General features: G+C 58.0%; 16 protein-coding genes. 3 read left to right on the top strand and 13 right to left on the bottom strand.

Going from position 1 to position 17,091, the window contains the following annotated elements; genetic code table 11:
• Genes trkH through pepQ form a run of 3 tightly spaced genes read right to left on the bottom strand, consistent with a single transcriptional unit; the run spans position 1 to position 3,435 of the window.
• Positions 1 to 1,452, bottom strand: coding sequence for a Trk system potassium transporter TrkH (gene trkH / locus EBL_RS18125; protein ID WP_002444264.1), 1,452 nt, complete (start codon positions 1,450 to 1,452; stop codon positions 1 to 3).
• A gap of 40 nt (positions 1,453 to 1,492) precedes the next feature.
• Positions 1,493 to 2,104: an IMPACT family protein gene (locus tag EBL_RS18130; protein ID WP_002444262.1), complete on the bottom strand. Its 612-nt coding sequence runs from the start codon at positions 2,102 to 2,104 to the stop codon at positions 1,493 to 1,495.
• A complete protein-coding gene (gene pepQ, locus EBL_RS18135; protein ID WP_002444261.1) occupies positions 2,104 to 3,435 on the bottom strand; it encodes a Xaa-Pro dipeptidase in 1,332 nt (443 codons plus the stop codon). The genes EBL_RS18130 and pepQ overlap by 1 nt, the downstream gene beginning before the upstream one ends.
• 186 nt (positions 3,436 to 3,621) lie before the next feature.
• Here pepQ and fadB point away from each other — a divergent pair, with 186 nt between their 5' ends.
• Both fadB and fadA read left to right on the top strand, forming a co-directional pair.
• Positions 3,622 to 5,811: a fatty acid oxidation complex subunit alpha FadB gene (gene fadB / locus EBL_RS18140; RefSeq protein ID WP_002444260.1), complete on the top strand. Its 2,190-nt coding sequence runs from the start codon at positions 3,622 to 3,624 to the stop codon at positions 5,809 to 5,811.
• Between the two features lie 10 nt (positions 5,812 to 5,821).
• Complete coding sequence (gene fadA / locus EBL_RS18145; RefSeq protein ID WP_002444258.1) at positions 5,822 to 6,985, top strand: acetyl-CoA C-acyltransferase FadA; 1,164 nt, start codon at positions 5,822 to 5,824, stop codon at positions 6,983 to 6,985.
• A 160-nt stretch (positions 6,986 to 7,145) separates the two neighbouring features.
• Here the strand turns inward: fadA and fre are convergent, their stop codons facing one another.
• Together fre and ubiD are read right to left on the bottom strand one after the other, a co-directional pair.
• Positions 7,146 to 7,847 carry an NAD(P)H-flavin reductase gene (gene fre, locus EBL_RS18150; RefSeq protein WP_002444257.1) on the bottom strand — a complete coding sequence of 234 codons (702 nt, stop codon included), beginning with the start codon at positions 7,845 to 7,847 and terminating at the stop codon, positions 7,146 to 7,148.
• 44 nt (positions 7,848 to 7,891) lie between these two features.
• Positions 7,892 to 9,376 carry a 4-hydroxy-3-polyprenylbenzoate decarboxylase gene (gene ubiD, locus EBL_RS18155; RefSeq protein ID WP_002444255.1) on the bottom strand — a complete coding sequence of 495 codons (1,485 nt, stop codon included), beginning with the start codon at positions 9,374 to 9,376 and terminating at the stop codon, positions 7,892 to 7,894.
• A gap of 184 nt (positions 9,377 to 9,560) precedes the next feature.
• On the opposite strand from ubiD, the gene rfaH reads away from it, so the two are divergent.
• On the top strand, positions 9,561 to 10,049 hold the full coding sequence (gene rfaH, locus EBL_RS18160; RefSeq protein WP_002444253.1) for a transcription/translation regulatory transformer protein RfaH: 489 nt from the start codon (positions 9,561 to 9,563) through the stop codon (positions 10,047 to 10,049).
• Positions 10,050 to 10,051: 2 nt separating this feature from the next.
• Here rfaH and tatD read toward each other — a convergent pair whose 3' ends face one another.
• The 8 genes from tatD to rmuC form a co-directional block, all read right to left on the bottom strand.
• Positions 10,052 to 10,834, bottom strand: coding sequence for a 3'-5' ssDNA/RNA exonuclease TatD (tatD, locus tag EBL_RS18165; RefSeq protein ID WP_002444252.1), 783 nt, complete (start codon positions 10,832 to 10,834; stop codon positions 10,052 to 10,054).
• Between the two features lie 54 nt (positions 10,835 to 10,888).
• Positions 10,889 to 11,680 carry a Sec-independent protein translocase subunit TatC gene (gene tatC / locus EBL_RS18170; RefSeq protein WP_002444250.1) on the bottom strand — a complete coding sequence of 264 codons (792 nt, stop codon included), beginning with the start codon at positions 11,678 to 11,680 and terminating at the stop codon, positions 10,889 to 10,891.
• A gap of 2 nt (positions 11,681 to 11,682) precedes the next feature.
• On the bottom strand, positions 11,683 to 12,192 hold the full coding sequence (gene tatB / locus EBL_RS18175; protein ID WP_002444248.1) for a Sec-independent protein translocase protein TatB: 510 nt from the start codon (positions 12,190 to 12,192) through the stop codon (positions 11,683 to 11,685).
• A 3-nt stretch (positions 12,193 to 12,195) separates the two neighbouring features.
• The gene (gene tatA, locus EBL_RS18180) at positions 12,196 to 12,453 is read right to left on the bottom strand and encodes a Sec-independent protein translocase subunit TatA (RefSeq protein WP_002444246.1); all 258 of its coding nucleotides are present in this window, start codon (positions 12,451 to 12,453) and stop codon (positions 12,196 to 12,198) included.
• A gap of 72 nt (positions 12,454 to 12,525) precedes the next feature.
• Positions 12,526 to 14,166 (bottom strand): ubiquinone biosynthesis regulatory protein kinase UbiB, encoded by a 1,641-nt coding sequence (ubiB, locus tag EBL_RS18185; RefSeq protein WP_002444244.1) that lies wholly within the window; start codon positions 14,164 to 14,166, stop codon positions 12,526 to 12,528.
• Positions 14,163 to 14,768 carry a ubiquinone biosynthesis protein UbiJ gene (gene ubiJ, locus EBL_RS18190; RefSeq protein WP_002444242.1) on the bottom strand — a complete coding sequence of 202 codons (606 nt, stop codon included), beginning with the start codon at positions 14,766 to 14,768 and terminating at the stop codon, positions 14,163 to 14,165. The genes ubiB and ubiJ overlap by 4 nt, the downstream gene beginning before the upstream one ends.
• Before the next feature lie 13 nt (positions 14,769 to 14,781).
• Positions 14,782 to 15,537 (bottom strand): bifunctional demethylmenaquinone methyltransferase/2-methoxy-6-polyprenyl-1,4-benzoquinol methylase UbiE, encoded by a 756-nt coding sequence (ubiE, locus tag EBL_RS18195; protein WP_002444240.1) that lies wholly within the window; start codon positions 15,535 to 15,537, stop codon positions 14,782 to 14,784.
• A gap of 90 nt (positions 15,538 to 15,627) precedes the next feature.
• Positions 15,628 to 17,043 carry a DNA recombination protein RmuC gene (gene rmuC / locus EBL_RS18200; protein WP_002444238.1) on the bottom strand — a complete coding sequence of 472 codons (1,416 nt, stop codon included), beginning with the start codon at positions 17,041 to 17,043 and terminating at the stop codon, positions 15,628 to 15,630.
• Positions 17,044 to 17,091 lie beyond the last annotated feature (48 nt).

The following is a 17,091-nucleotide window of genomic DNA, read 5'->3' on the forward strand; positions in this document are numbered from 1 at the left end:
CTATTCGCGCCAAAATGTCGGGGTAAACAGGACCAGTAAGGTAAAGACCTCCAGTCGCCCGAACAGCATGTTGATAATCAGGATCCACTTGGCAACCGGGTTCATGGTGGTGAAGTTATCCGCCACTACCCCCAGGCCAGGGCCAAGGTTATTCAGCGTTGCCGCCACCGCCGCGAAGGCGGAAAAATCATCCACCCCGGTGGCGATGATAGCCAGCATACTCAGAATAAATACCAGCGCGTACGCCGAAAAGAACCCCCACACCGCTTCCAGAATGCGCTCCGGCAGTGCGCGGTTCCCCAGTTTAATACTGTATACCGCATTGGGGTGCACCAGGCGCTTCAGTTCGCGGTTGCCCTGCTTAAACAGCAGCAAAATACGAATGACCTTAAGCCCCCCGCCGGTAGATCCGGCACAGCCGCCGATAAACGCAGAGCACAGCAGCAATACCGGCAAGAATAGCGGCCAGCGGGCGATGCTGTCCGTGGTAAACCCGGCGGTTGTCGCCATGGACACCACCTGGAAAAATGCCTGGTTAACGGTCTGTACCACACTTCCATAGGTATTGTGGAACCACAACACAATGGTGCAGATAACCACCAGCGAGAACTGCACACCTATAAACATACGAAATTCCGGATCCCGCCAGTAAACCTTCAGGCTGCGCCCGCTCAGCAGCGAGAAGTGCAGGCCGTAGTTACACCCGGAGATCAGCAGGAATATCGCGATAATAGAGTTAATGGTCGGGCTGTTGAAATACCCCACGCTGGCATCATGGGTGGAAAAGCCGCCGATGGCGATCGTCGCAAAGCTGTGGCCAATGGCATCAAAAGCGGGCATACCGGCAAACCACAGCGCGACCGCACAGCCAATGGTCAGCAACACATAGATAAGCCACAGGGTTTTGGCCGTTTCGGCAATGCGCGGGCGCATTTTGTTGTCTTTCAGCGGCCCGGGCATCTCCGCCCGGTACAGCTGCATCCCCCCGACCCCGAGGATAGGCAGAATGGCTACCGCCAGGACAATGATCCCCATCCCGCCGAACCACTGCAGCATCTGGCGATAAAACAAGATGGCGTGGGGTAAGGAGTCCAGCCCCACCAGGGTAGTGGCCCCGGTCGTGGTCAGGCCGGAGAAGGATTCAAAAAACGCGTCGGTCACGGTCAGATTCGGCTGCTCGGCAAACACAAACGGCAGTGACCCCACGCTCCCCAGCACGGTCCAGAACAGCACCACGATCAGGAACCCTTCCCGGGGTTTCAGCTCGCTTTTTTCACGGCGATGGGGCCACCACAGTAAAACACCAATAGCCAGCGTCACGAAAAATGTTTGCGTGAACGCCCGGCCAGCGCCGTCCCGATACAATAAGGCCACCAGCCCCGGAACAATCATGGTTCCGGAAAACAAGATGACTAACAGGCCCACAATGCGGGTTATGGCACGAAAATGCATTTCAGCCGATCCTTAATAAATAACAAACAGAGAGGAGCAGTTATTCCTGTGATGACAAATACAGTGCGCCCCGGCTGATATCCGCCAGTTTGTGTGCAAATTCGTCTACCCGGGATTGCGGCAACGCGAGCCGCAGTTGTACATCAGACTGGTATTGCGTTTGTACAATCTGCCCTTCAAATTGGGTCACCAGTGCTTCCACCGCCGCAAGCCAGCTGTATTCACACTGCAAAGTATATTCAGTCAGAGGAACTTTGCGCTGCGTGGTCAACTGGCTCAGAGCCTGTTGCACGCCTCCGCCGTAGGCTTTTACCAGCCCTCCGGTCCCCAGTTTTACCCCGCCATAATAGCGCACGACCACGGCGGTAATCTCCCCCACGCCACTGCCCATCAGCTGGGCAAGCATGGGTTTACCGGCGGTGCCCGCCGGTTCGCCGTCATCAGAAAACCCCAGTTGCTGCGAGTCATCCGGCGCGCCCGCCACCCAGGCCAGGCAGTGGTGCCGGGCATCCGGGTGCGCCTGGCGCACAGTGTCAACGAAAGCCTTTGCCGCCTCTACCCCACAGGTGTGTGCCAGTAGCGTAATAAAGCGGCTTTTTTTTATCTCTTCCGTGACTGTGACCGGTGCCGCCGGGATTAACCAGCTGTCCATCAGGCCAGTTTCAGATCGCGGGTCATATTTTCGATGCTGCCCGCATGGATAACCACGTTATCTTCAATCCGGATACCGCCAAACGGTTTCAGGGCGTCAATCTTCTGCCAGTTAAAGTGCTGGCTGAATTTCCCGGCGCGCCACGGTGCCAGCAGTGACTCGATAAAGTAAATACCGGGTTCGATGGTCATCACCATGCCGGGTTCGAGAATACGCGTGCAGCGCAGATAGGGGTATTTCGCCGGTGCCGCCAGATGCGTGCCGGTGTCATCCTGCATAAAACCGGCCACATCATGCACCTGTAGCCCCAGCGGATGCCCGATACCGTGCGGCATAAACGGGCCGGTGATATCCGCCTCAACCATCGCCTCTTCGCTGATGCCGGTGATGATTTTATGGCGCCGCAGCAGTTTCGCAATCCGCTGATGGAACTGTACATGGTATTCGGTATAGCGCACACCGGCCTGCATGGTGCCAATCAGCGCCAGCTGCTCTTCGTTCACGTCTTTAATCAGCTGCGCGTAGTCATTGTCGTGGCTGAACGACCAGGTGCGGGTCAGATCCGCCGCGTAGCCGTTATATTCTGCCCCGGCATCCAGCAGGAAGCTGCGTACCTGTGCCGGTGCCGAATGGTCCAGCCGGGTGTAGTGCAGCACCGATGCGTGCTCGTTAAGCGCCACAATATTGCTGTAAGGCACATCCGTATCGCGGTGGCCGGTGGCCGCCAGATAGGCGAGGTTAATATCAAACTCACTCATTCCGGTGCGGAATGCCTCTTCCGCCGCCTGGTGCCCGGCTACCGCCACTTTCTGGGCTTCACGCATGCAGGTCAGCTCATAGTCCGTTTTATAGGCCCGGTAGTAGTGCAGATAATCAATCACCCCCTGCGGGTTGATATTTTTCGCCTGGATATCCAGCTGCAGCGCACGCTCCGCCACCGGCCCGATATAGGCAATATTGCGGCGGTCAGCCGGTAACTGGCTGCCGATATTGTCGGCCTTCGGCAACGCCACCAGGTCAATTTCAGAAGTCCAGAATGCCTCCGGCAGCGGCTCCACATTGTGCCAGTAGTCCACCGGCAGCCAGAACCACAGTTTGGGTTTATTCACGCCATCAACCAGCAGCCAGCAGTTGGGCACCTGAGTGACCGGCACCCAGGATTTAAACTGGGGGTTTACTTTGAATGGGTAGGGATGATCGTCCAGGAAGACATTAAACAACTCACCGGAATGGATGAGTAAGGCATCCAGACTGAAGCGCTCAAGAACATTGCGCGCCCGCTCCTGTAAGGTTTCCAGATGCGCCTTATATTGTGCTGCCAGCGATTCCATAAGTGACCCTTCTCGTTTGACGATAAACGCCCGCATCTTAACACAGCGCCTGCGGTGATGCTGTTTTCCCTATCCGTGATCCTTCCTGCAAAAATTTAATCATTAATTTGCATTTAATTAACATAAAATCCACACTTCGCTGCATCTGGTACGACCAGATCACTTTGCTGGATTCAGGAGACTGACATGCTCTACCAAGGCGAAACCCTACATCTTAACTGGCTGGATAACGGCATTGCCGAACTGGTGTTCGATGCCCCCGGCTCAGTCAACAAGCTGGACACGGCGACCGTGGCCAGCCTCGGTCACGCAATTGATATACTCGAAAAGCAGTCTGAATTAACGGGTCTGCTGCTGACCTCGTCTAAACCCGCCTTTATTGTGGGCGCGGATATTACGGAGTTTCTGTCACTGTTCCAGGTGCCGCAGGAGCAGCTGTCCGGCTGGCTGCACTTTGCCAACAGCGTATTTAACCGTCTGGAAGATTTACCGGTTCCCACCATCAGCGCCATTAACGGGTATGCGCTGGGGGGCGGCTGTGAATGTGTTCTGGCTACAGATTTCCGCCTGGCGTCACCGGATCTGCGCATTGGCCTGCCGGAAACAAAACTCGGGATCATGCCCGGTTTTGGCGGCTCGGTGCGTCTGCCGCGCCTGCTGGGGGCCGACAGCGCCCTGGAAATTATTGCCGCCGGGAAGGATGTCGGTGCCGGGGAGGCCCTCAAACTGGGCCTGATCGACGGCATTGTCGCCCCGGAGAAACTGCGCGACGGCGCACTCGCCATGCTGCGCGCCGCCATTGCCGGTGAGCTTGACTGGCAGGCCCGGCGGGCTCCCAAACTTGAGCCGCTGAAACTGAGCAAAACAGAGGCCGCCATGAGCTTCTCCATCGCTAAGGCGATGGTCGCCCGGACAGCCGGTAAACATTACCCGGCACCGGTCACGGCGGTGAGCACCATCGAAGCTGCCGCCCGCCTGGGGCGCGATGCGGCGCTGGATCTGGAAAATAAGAGCTTTGTCCCCCTGACCCACACCCCACAGGCCCGGGCATTGGTAGGGATCTTCCTCAATGATCAGTATGTAAAAGCCAAAGCCAAAAAGCTGGCGAACGCGGTCACCCCTCCGGCTTATGCGGCGGTTCTGGGGGCCGGGATCATGGGGGGCGGCATCGCCTGGCAGTCGGCCTGGAAAGGCGTGCCGGTGGTGATGAAAGACATTAACGACAAGTCCCTTGAGCTGGGCATGACCGAAGCCGGAAAGCTGCTGAACAAACAGCTGGAGCGCGGCAAAATCTCCGGCCTCAGGCTCGCTCAGGTGATAAGCACCATCCACCCCACCCTGACTTACGACGGTTTTAACCATGTGGATGTGGTGGTTGAGGCGGTGGTCGAAAACCCGAAAGTGAAAAAAGCCGTGCTGGCGGAAACAGAGCAAAAGGTCCGCCCCGGCACGGTGCTGGCCTCCAACACCTCGACCATTCCGATTAGCGAGCTGGCCGGGGCATTACAGCACCCGGAAAACTTCTGCGGTATGCACTTCTTTAACCCGGTCCACCGTATGCCGCTGGTTGAGGTGATCCGCGGGGAGAAAACCTCAGACACCACCATCGCCACGGTAGTGGCCTGGGCCAGCCAGATGGGCAAAACCCCCATCGTGGTAAATGACTGCCCGGGGTTCTTCGTTAACCGGGTGCTGTTCCCCTATTTTGCCGGGTTCAGCCAGCTGCTGCGCGACGGGGCAGACTTCCGCCAGATTGATAACGTGATGGAAAAACAGTTCGGCTGGCCCATGGGCCCGGCATACCTGCTGGATGTGGTCGGGATCGATACCGCTCACCACGCCCAGGCAGTGATGGCGGCAGGCTTCCCGGAGCGGATGCAAAAAAGCGGCCGCGATGCTATCGATGTCCTGTTCGGGGCGGGCCGCTTTGGCCAGAAAACCGGCCAGGGGTTCTACCGCTATACCCCGGACAGCAAAGGCAAGCCCCGTAAAGAGGCTGACGACAGCGTCGCCCCACTGCTGGCCGAAGTCAGCCAGACTGCCCGCCACTTCAGTGATGACGAGATAATCGCCCGGATGATGATCCCGATGGTTAACGAAGTTATCCGCTGCCTGGAAGAGCAGATTATCGCCAGCCCGGCAGAGGCGGACCTGGCACTGGTGTATGGGCTCGGCTTCCCGCCGTTTCGCGGGGGCGCCTTCCGCTGGCTGGATACCCTGGGCTGCGCGCACTACCTGGAGATGGCCAGCCAGTACAGTTCGCTTGGCGCCCTGTATGCCATTCCGGCCGGGCTACACGACAAAGCCCGCCGCAATGAATCCTATTACCCCCCGGTAGAGACCGCGAAACCGGTAGATGCGCGGAAAAGCGCCTGAGGAGCGAAGAATGGAAAAGGTCGTCATTGTTGATGCAATCCGGACCCCGATGGGCCGCTCAAAAGGGGGCGCTTTTCGCCATGTCCGGGCAGAAGATCTCTCCGCCCATCTGATGCGCAGCCTGCTGATGCGCAACCCGGCGCTGGAAGCCAGCACAATTGATGATATTTACTGGGGCTGTGTTCAGCAGACCCTGGAGCAGGGGTTTAATATTGCCCGTAATGCCGCGCTGCTGGCGGAGATCCCCCACAGCGTACCGGCAGTGACCGTAAACCGGCTGTGTGGCTCCTCCATGCAGGCGCTGCACGATGCGGCCAGAATGATCATGACCGGCGATGCCCACACCTGCCTGATTGGCGGCGTGGAGCATATGGGCCATGTCCCCATGACCCACGGGGTGGATTTTCACCCCGGCATGAGCCGCACCGTGGCCAAAGCCGCCGCCATGATGGGGCTGACCGCAGAAATGCTCGCCAGGATGAACCGCATCAGCCGCGAGATGCAGGATGCCTTCGCCGCCCGCTCTCACCAGCGGGCCTGGGCGGCAACCCGGGCAGGCCACTTCAGCAAAGAGATAATCCCCACCGGGGGCCACGATGCCGACGGCGTGCTCCGGCAATATACCACTGATGAAGTGGTCCGCGCGGACACCAGTGTGGAGAGCCTCTCAGCCCTGAAGCCTGCCTTTGATCCGGCAAATGGCACCGTCACCGCCGGTAACGCATCGGCCCTGTCTGATGGCGCCTCCGCCATGCTGGTGATGAGCGAAACCCGTGCCCGGGAGCTGGGGCTGAAACCCCGCGCCGTGATCCGTTCTGTGGCGGTTGTCGGGTGCGACCCGTCGGTGATGGGGTATGGCCCGGTTCCCGCGTCGCGCCTGGCGCTGAAAAAAGCCGGTCTCACGGTGGACGATATCGATCTGTTTGAGATGAACGAAGCCTTTGCCGCCCAGGTTCTGCCCTGTATTCACGATCTGGGACTGGCGGACAAAATAGACGACAAGATAAACCTTAATGGCGGCGCCATCGCGCTGGGGCACCCGCTGGGCTGTTCCGGGGCGCGGATCAGTACCACGTTGCTGAATCTGATGGAGCGCCGGGACGCACAGTTTGGCCTTGCCACCATGTGTATCGGCCTGGGCCAGGGGATTGCGACCGTCTTCGAACGCGTATAACGCTTTGCGCCGCTGGCGCTGTCACTTCTGCCGTTCTTTCCCGCCTGTCAGGGGCGGGTTTTTTCTTTTTGGCGCAGGCGTCTGAGCGTCACAACAACCATAAAGATACAAAAACGCCCGGGGGCGATCCACCGGGCGTTTTATGCTCAGAAAGAGAGACTCAGATAAACGCAAACGCATCGCCGAACATGCGATCGGCGCGGGCGCCGCGATCGGCACAGAACATCTCGCGGGCAATTTTGGCCATCTCAAAACGACCGGCAATATAAATGTCCTGATCCGCCAGGGAGCCGTAATCCTTGAGCACCGCCGCCAGCACGGTGCCGGTGCGGCCACGCCATGCGGCGTCAGGCTGCTCAACCACCGCCTCCACCCGCAGGTGCGGGTGCTTCACAGAGAGCGCTTCCAGCTCATCCAGATCATAGAGGTGTTTGGCTTCGCGCCCGCCCCAGTAAACGGCAATATCCCGATCCGGGTTGCGGGCCAGCGCGGTCAGCAGGATCGAGCGCACATAGGAAAAGCCGGTGCCACCGGCTATCAGGATCAGCGGGCGATCTTCTTCATCACGCAGCCAGGCGTCGCCGTGGGGCATATCGACCAGGATCTCCTGCTGCTTCAGGATGCGATCCATCACCGCCATGGCGTATAAGTTCAGCTCGGAAGCACCAATATGGAGCTCAATAAAATCCTGTTCCGCCGGGGTGGATGCCACAGAGAACGGGCGCTTATCCCGCTCATCCATCACCACCATCAGGTACTGGCCTGCGCGAAAGGAAAAAGCGGCTTCAGGCAGTAAGCGGACCCGGTAAACCGTGTCGGTTATCGCTTCTACTGAGGTCACTTTACAGCTTAAGGTTGTCATGCTTCCCCTCTGTCGGGTCGTTAAGGCAAACATTAATGGCGGCGCTATGCGCCTTTACCATCCTCGAAGATACCCAGCTCGTCCCAGATGGCATCTATGCGCGCGGTAACCTGGGGATCTTTCTCTATAGGCACCCCCCATTCGCGCTGGGTTTCACCGGGCCATTTATTCGTGGCATCCATTCCCATTTTTGAGCCCAGTCCGGAAACCGGAGACGCGAAGTCGAGGTAATCTATTGGCGTATTTTCCATCAGCACAGTATCACGGGCCGGGTCCATCCGTGTGGTTATCGCCCAGATAACATCGTTCCAGTCACGCGCGTTGATATCGTCATCGCACACGATGACAAACTTGGTGTACATAAACTGCCGCAGGAATGACCATACCCCCATCATCACGCGTTTGGCATGACCGGCGTACTGCTTCTTCATGGTCACCACCGCCATGCGGTAAGAGCAACCTTCCGGCGGCAGATAAAAATCGACAATTTCAGGGAACTGTTTTTGCAGGATAGGCACCAGCACTTCATTGAGCGCAGCCCCCAGCACCGCGGGCTCATCCGGCGGGCGACCGGTATAGGTCGAGTGGTAAATCGCATCTTCGCGGCGGGTGATATGGGTGATGGTGAATACCGGGAAGCTGTCCACCTCATTGTAGTAACCGGTGTGGTCGCCATAGGGGCCTTCTGCGGCCATCTCCCCGGGCTCAATATAGCCTTCCAGCACAATCTCCGCACTGGCCGGCACTTCCAGATCATTCGAAATGCACTTCACCACTTCAGTTTTGGTGCCGCGCAGCAGCCCGGCAAAGGCATATTCCGACAGGGTATCCGGTACCGGAGTCACCGCCCCCAGAATGGTGGCCGGATCAGCCCCCAGGGCCACAGAGACCGGGAAGCGTTCCCCCGGGTGCGCCGCGCACCACTCCTGAAAATCCAGTGCGCCGCCGCGGTGGGACAGCCAGCGCATGATAAGTTTATTTTTGCCAATCAGCTGCTGGCGGTAAATCCCGAGGTTCTGGCGCTCTTTATGGGGGCCACGGGTCACCGTCAGCCCCCAGGTCACCAGCGGTGCCGCATCGCCAGGCCAGCACTGCATCACCGGGATACGGGTCAGATCGACCGCTTCGCCTTCCACAATCACCTGCTGGCAGGGGGCGCCGCGCAGCCGCTTAGTCGGCATATTCAGCACCTGCTTAAATTGCGGCAGCTTATCGAACATGTCGCGAAAGCCTTTTGGCGGCTCCGGCTCTTTCAGGAAGGCCAGCAGTTTCCCCACCTCGCGCAGGGCGGAGACATCCTCCTGCCCCATGCCCATCGCCACTCGTTTCGGGGTGCCAAACAGGTTGCACAGCACCGGCATCTGATACCCTTTGGGGTTTTCAAACAGCAATGCCGGGCCACCGGCGCGCAGTGTCCGGTCGGCAATTTCCGTCATTTCCAGATGGGGGTCAACGGGTAAAGTGATGCGTTTTAATTCCCCCTGCTGCTCCAGCAGGGAAAGAAAGTCACGTAGATCCTGATATTTCATGCCGTGGTATCGCTTCCTGATTAGCGCCCTAGTATACGTTTTTCATGACGCTGATGCTGTATTTTTGTTACGTAAGCGTGAACGGTGCCGCCCGTTGCCACACTCCGGCCATAATACCCTTTCCCCTACCGTTAAGACGGTGGTTTTGTTATTCTGCGCCCCAGACCACAAGAAAAGAGTTCTTATGCAATCCTGGTATTTACTGTACTGCAAACGCGGCCAGATAGAACGGGCCCGGGAACACCTCGAACGCCAGCAGGTTAACTGCATGACGCCAATGATCACGCTTGAAAAAATGGTCCGGGGTAAACGCACCGCAGTCAGTGAGCCGCTCTTTCCTAACTATCTGTTTATTGAGTTTGACCCCGAGCATATCCACACCACGACCATCAGCTCTACCCGTGGGGTGAGCCATTTTGTGCGTTTTGGCACGCTCCCGGCGACGGTGCCTATCGATGTAATTCAGCAACTGAGTAACTGGCCCACAGAAGATGTGGTCGATCCGGATACCCCGTGGCCGGGCGATAACGTGGTTATCACTGACGGCGCCTTCGAAGGGCTGGAAGCCATTTTTACCGAGCCGGACGGCGAAACCCGCTCCATGCTGCTGCTCAACCTGCTGAATAAGCAGGTCATGCAGAGCGTGCGCAATACGGATTTTCGCAAAGCGTAACCTCAGAACCGTACTTTGAATATCCGCTGTACGTTGGCATCCAGTGTCTGCTCCAGCCAGCGGGGATCTTCCCCGCGCCAGGCCGCCACTTGCTGCAAAATATGGCCGAGAAAGGCCGGTTCATTGCGCCGGGATTTCGGCTTCGGCTGCATATCACGCGGTAATAACCAGGGGGCGTCTGTCTCCAGCAGCAGCTGATGTGCCGGGATAACCGGCAGCAGCGCCCGCAGCTCCAGCCCACGCCGCTCATCACACACCCAGCCGGTGATCCCAAGGAACAGGCCGCGCGCCAGACACTCCCGGGCTTCAGCCTCTGTGCCGGTAAAGCAGTGCAGTATCGCCGCCGGCAGCTTATCCAGCCACGGGTCAAGCAGCGCCAGGAACCGGCCGTGCGCCTCCCGACAGTGCATAAATACCGGCATCTTCAGCTCTGCCGCCAGCGCCAGCTGGGCGCTGAAAGCCCGCTCCTGCTCCGCCGGGGTGGAGAAGTTACGGTTAAAATCCAGCCCGCACTCGCCAATCGCCACCACCCGGGGGTCCGCGGCCAGGGCCGCCAGTTGCCCGGCGGTACTCGCCTGCCAGTGGCTGGCGTCGTGGGGGTGAACCCCGGCTGTTGCCCAGCATGCGGGGTAACGGTGGGCCAGGCGGCAGGCGGCCATGCTCTCTTCCAGGCTAGTGCCGGTTATCAGCATGCCGCTCACCCCGGCCTCCCGGGCCCGGGCCACGACTGCGTCTGTGTCTTTGGCAAACTGGCTGCTGGTCAGATTAACGCCGATATCAAACATTAAATATTTCCTGATAAGCCGCAAAAAAAAGCCGCCTGAGCAGGCGGCTGATGGTTACTGTTTTGATTCTGTGTCCGCACTGTCTGCTGCGGGCTCATCCTGCTCTTCGTCCTCTTGCGGTATGCGTCGCTTACCTACATAGAAGCGTGAACAGAATACCCCCACCTCAAACAGGCAGTACATTGGAATGGCCAGCAGCGTCTGGGAGAAGACATCCGGCGGTGTGAGCAGCATCCCCACCACAAACGCACCCACCAGAACATAGGGGCGCTTTTTGCGCAAATCTTCCGGTGTGGTGACCCCCATCCAGCACAGCAGCACAATGGCGACCGGCACCTCAAACGACACCCCGAACGCCATAAACAGCGCCATGACGAAATCAAGGTAGTTGGTAATATCCGTGGATATCACCACCCCGGCAGGGGCGGTTTTGGTCAGAAAGCCGAAGGCCAGCGGGAACACCACAAAGTAGGCGAACGCCATGCCGATATAAAACAGCAGGGTGCTGGATACCAGCAGCGGCACCACCAGGCGGCGCTCGTGCTTGTACAGGGCCGGGGCAATAAACGCCCACACCTGGTAGAGGATCACCGGGGCAGACAAAATCACCGACACCATAATGGTCAGCTTGATCGGGGTGAAGAACGGCGATGCAACATCGGTTGCTATCATCGTTGCGCCCAGCGGCATCTGGCTTATCAGCGGTGCGGAGATCAGCTGGTAGATATCGTTAGCGAAATAGACCAGACACAGGAAAATTACCAGAATTGCGATAATGCAATTCAGCAGACGTTTGCGAAGCTCAATCAGGTGACTGATGAGCGGTTGGGTATCATCAACAGCCATTTTCAGGATTTATCGCCAGGTTGAGAAGGTGTCGGAGCCGCGACGGCATCGTCTTTTTTGGGCACCACAGCCTGCGGCGCTGCGCTCTCAGTGTGCGCCACGGCCGGGTCATGCTCTGTACCCGTGTTTACCGGGCTCTCCGGCTCACCGGGTGCAGTATGCGGGTGCACAATAGCGTGCTCTTCATCGCTGGCTTTTTCCGGATCGTTGTGGGAGTAAGAGCGTTTCATAGATTCAGCCGCTTCCCGCAGTTCGTCCATGGAGGCTTTCAGCTCCGGGGAGAGATTGCCAAGGCTGGCCTTGCTGGCTTTTTCTACTTTGTTCAGACTGTCCTGGAACTCCTGGAGCTTAAGCTCTTTGCTCAGCTCCCCCTGCACAGTGGTGGCCAGTGAGCGTAATGCCCGGATCCACCCCGCCACGGTTCTGACCGCCACCGGCAGGCGCTGGGGGCCCAGCACCACCAGACCGATGACAAAAACCAGGATCAGTTCACTAAAACCGATGTCGAACACGAATTACACCTGCTCTTTATCTTTGCTCTTCGCTTCGTCTTTCTGTGCGTCGCCGGTTTTTTCAGAGAGCGATTTTGCTGTGAAATCCGCATCCGGTGCCGATTTCTGTTTGTCTGTTGCGTCGTCGTCATTCATCGCTTTTTTAAAGCCTTTGATGGATGCGCCAAGATCAGAGCCAAGGGAGCTGAGTTTTTTGGTGCCAAAAAGCAAAACAACAATGACAACAATAATTAATAATTGCCAGATACTGATGCCGCCCATAATGTTCCTCTGAAAGTAGTGGTTCCGTCCCTGGCATTATACGGTACAGCACCGCAGAATGCCGCTTTAAATTCAGCCAGCGCGCCGCCACCCGGTTATCCAGCTCAGGATACCGGCGGCCATCATCCCCACCGGTGCCCATAAAGGATCGGGCCGGAAGATCAGCAATAATGTCCCGCTCATCATGAATATCGCCCCAATGCCGAATAAATAGCGGGACTGACTCTGACGGGTGCGGTGCTGGCGCATTTCGCCTGCAATTCTATCAATACTGAGCTGTAATTGTTTGCTCTGGCGCAGACTGTCGTAAACCAGTTCCGGAATTTCCGGCATTTTTTCCACCCAGTAGGGTGCTTTTTCCTTAAACGCCCGGAACAGAGCCGGTAAACCCACCTGATCGCGGATCCAGGATTCAAGAAACGGTTTGGCGGTTTTCCACAGGTCCAGCTGTGGATACAGCTGGCGCCCTACCCCCTCAACGTACAGCAGGGTTTTCTGGAGTAATACCAGCTGGGGCTGCACTTCCATGTTAAAACGCCGGGCGGTATTGAACAGATTCATCAGCACATGGCCAAACGAGATCTCCGCCAGGGGCTTTTCAAAAATCGGCTCACACACGGTGCGGATAGCAAACTCGAACTCTTCCACGTTGGTGTCCGGCGGAACCCAGCCGGAATCCACATGCAGCTCCGCCACTTTGCGGTAATCGCGATTAAAAAAGGCGATAAAGTTTTCCGCCAGGTAGCGTTTGTCGTTCTTGTTCAGGGAGCCGACAATCCCGCAATCAATACCGATATATTTGGGATCTTCCGGGTGCTCGTAGCTGACAAAAATATTCCCCGGGTGCATATCCGCATGGAAGAAGCTGTCGCGAAACACCTGGGTAAAAAACACCTGTACGCCGCGCTCAGCCAGCAGCTGCATGTTGGTGCCCATTTTGTTCAGCGTGGCCGTGTCCGACACCGGCACCCCGTAGATGCGCTCCATCACCATCATGTCTTCGTTGCAGTAGTCCGCATAGACTTCCGGGATGTACAGCATCGGGCTGTCTTCAAAATTGCGCCGCAACTGAATGGCGTTTGCCGCCTCCCGGGCCAGGTTCAGCTCATCCAGCAGGGTCTTTTCGTATTCACGCACCACTTCTACCGGGCGCAGGCGGCGGCCATCGGGCAGCAGGCGTGGCACCCAGCGGGCAATGCGGTAGATAAGTTTCATGTCCGCTTTGATAACCGGCAGAATATCCGGGCGGATCACCTTAATGACCACCTCTTTGCCGTTCTCTTTCAGGCGGGCGGTATGTACCTGGGCAATCGAGGCGGAGGCCAGCGGCTGCACCTGGAAATCATCAAACCAGGCTTCTACCGGCTTCCCGCCCATGGCCTGCTCGATTTGCTGCTGCGCTTTCGCGCCGTCAAACGGGGCAACCCGGTCCTGTAGCAGGGCCAGTTGGTCCGCAATGTGCGGCGCAAACAGATCCCGGCGGGTAGAGAGCATCTGCCCGAATTTTATCCACACCGGGCCCAGCTGCTGTAATGCCAGGCGCAGCCTCTCGCCGAGCGGTTTATCTTTATGGCGGTTGGGCATCCAGAACAGCAGCCGCCGCCCGAGACGCAGCGGCAGGGTAATGCGCATTACGGGGATCAGTTCATCGAGCCCGTAACTCAAAAATGTGCGGACGATAAAATAAAGGCGCCGCATTTCACCAGGCGTCATTTGCTCTCCAGTTTCTCCAGACGGGTCATCAGCGCCTGCGTTGCGCGCTCCAGGGCATCCACTTCCCCGGCAAACCAGGCCACTTCCAGCGGGCCCGGGGCCAGGCGCCACTCTTCAGTGAGCGACTCAGCCAGATAACGCTGCTGGCGCGCGGCGGTGCGCTGTAACCAGTGGCCGCCGGTTTTCATCACCCGGCTTATCCCTTCGGCGACAATATCGCCAGTCCAGGGAGAGAGCACCTCAGCGAGGTCAAATTCAGCCAGATCCAGCAGCGCCACCAGGTTTTGTACCACCTGAATGTCGCCGTGGACTTCCAGCTCGCCGCTGCGGATAAGGCCGGTCAGTTGCCGGCGATCGCGGAGCTTCGTTAAGGTGGTCAGTTGCGTCACCACCCGGCAGTCCGCCTCGCCTTCCCACTGGCCCACCACATCCAGCTGCTGCTCGCTAAAGACCAGCACCAGCGGCCCCGGAAGATACTGTACGTCCAGGCGCAGCACCTTGCCCGCCAGACGCTGCCGGGCGGGTTTCAGCGCCCGGTTGCGGTACAGCGCCGCATTCAGCCCGCCTTCAAGGGCGGCCGTCATTACCGGAAGTAGCGGCATTTGTCCTCCTGACTCAGAACTTATATCCACGGTGTAAAGCGACGATCCCCGCCGTCAGATTGAAATAGGTGGTGTTTTCGAACCCGGCGTTTTCCATCATCCCCTTGAGGGTCTCCTGGTCCGGATGCATGCGGATAGACTCCGCCAGATAGCGGTAGCTCTCTGCATCCTGGGCGACCATTTCGCCAATGCGCGGCAGAACGTGGAATGAATAGGCATCATAAATTTTGCTGAGCGGATCAAACACCGGTTTGGAGAACTCCAGCACCAGCAGGCGTCCGCCCGGCTTCAGCACGCGGAACATCGAGCGCAGCGCTTTGTCTTTGTCGGTGACGTTACGCAGGCCAAAAGAGATGGTGATACAGTCGAACGTGTTGTCCGGAAAGGGCAGCTCTTCCGCATTCGCCTGCACGTAGTTTACGTTGCCCACGATACCGATGTTGCGCAGTTTTTCCCGGCCCATTTTGAGCATTGAGTCGTTGATATCTGCAAGAACAACCTCTCCGGTCTCCCCCACCAGCCGCGAAAATTTGGCGGTAAGATCGCCGGTGCCGCCTGCCAGATCGAGCACCTTCTGGCCACGCCGCACGCCGCTGCAGTCAATGGTGAACCGCTTCCAGATACGGTGGATCCCGAATGACATCAGATCGTTCATGACATCATACTTTGCAGCCACAGAGTGAAAGACGTGGGCAACCATATCTTCTTTTTCGGCTTTAGCTACAGTACGGAAGCCAAAATGCGTCGTTTCTTGTGTATCCTCAACCATCTCAATGCCTGTTTATCAGTAAATGTTTGTGAAGTGTAACAGATATGCGTTGATTGCCCTACGGTTCAGGCGGCCCGCCGGCTGGCGGCCTCAACGATATTGTGCCTGGTAGTGCTGCGTTGCCTCATAGCCGGTGTCAGCTTCTCCGGGAGGTGAATTATCATCCGCTTTCTGGCGCGCCTGGTCCATCAGTTCCGGGTTAATTTCCTGTTTCACTTCCACCCCCAGCTCCCGGAAGGCATCAGCCTGAAGCAAAATATTCCCCCGCCCCTGAGATAACTTATTCATGGCGGTGTGGTATTTATCCCGGGCTTTATCCAGGCTTTGCCCCATGGCGGTCATATCATCAATAAACAGGCGTACTTTGTCATACAGACGGGCCGCCCGTTCGGCGATTTGCTGGGCATTGCGGCTCTGGTGTTCATACCGCCACAGGTTTGCCACCGTGCGCAGCGCCACCAGCAATGTGGTGGGGCTTACCAGCATAATATTGTTTTTCAGGGCCTCATTAAGCAACTCCGGCTGGCGGGCGATCGCCACCTGAAACGCAGGCTCCACCGGGATAAACATCAGCACATAGTCAAGGGAGCGCAGGCCCGGTAACTGCTGGTAATCTTTGCGGCTCAGCAGGCGGATATGGTTACGAATCGCCGCTATATGCTCGTTCAGCGCCGCCTCGCGGGTCTGGTCATCGTCGGCGTTAAAGTAGCGTTCATAGGCCACCAGCGCCATTTTGGCATCCACCACCACATCTTTGCCCTGGGGCAGGCGCACAATCACATCCGGCTGCATGCGGGTGTTGCCTTCCAGGGTAATACTGACCTGGGTCTGGTACTCATAGCCTTCACGCAGGCCGGAGGCCTCCAGCACCCGGGTGAGTACCATTTCGCCCCAGTTCCCCTGGGCTTTGTTATCCCCTTTCAGGGCGCGGGTGAGGTTAAGAGCCTCTTCGGCCATCCGGGTGTTGAGCTGCTGCAGGTTGCGGATTTCATAGGCCAGGGTGTGGCGCTCACGGGCTTCCTGACCAAAGCTCTCCTGCACCTGGCGGCGAAACCCGTCCAGCTGTTCGCGCAGCGGCGTCAGCAGGCCGGTCAGGCTCTGGCGGTTTTGCTCATCCACCCGGCGGCTGCTCTGTTCAAAGATCCGGTTTGCGAGATTTTCAAACTGTTCGGCCAGGCGCTGCTCGCTGTTGATCATCTGGCGGACTTTCTCATCGGCCCGCAGACGGCCCTCTTCCAGGCGGGTGGCCATTTCGCGCAGATCCGCCTCCTGGGCGCTGTTAATTTCCAGCTGATTGCGCAATTCGCGGTTGAGCTGTTCGCACTCTTCCCGCCAGTGGGCGTTCTGCTCCAGTGCCTGGCGGGCTGCCATCAGCTCCCCCCAGATATCGCGCTGGGCCTCCTGTTCCGCCGCCTTCTGGCGTGCCCCGTTCAGCCCGCAGGCCAGCCAGCCGATGGCCATACCCGCCGCCACAGCCACAATAAGATAAATAATGGTGAGATCCACAACGCCCCCTGTCCTGCAGTACCCGTCAGGAAAACTAAGGTGATGCTG

It is taken from the genome of Shimwellia blattae DSM 4481 = NBRC 105725 (genome assembly GCF_000262305.1).
GTDB classification, from domain to species: Bacteria; Pseudomonadota; Gammaproteobacteria; order Enterobacterales; family Enterobacteriaceae; genus Shimwellia; species Shimwellia blattae.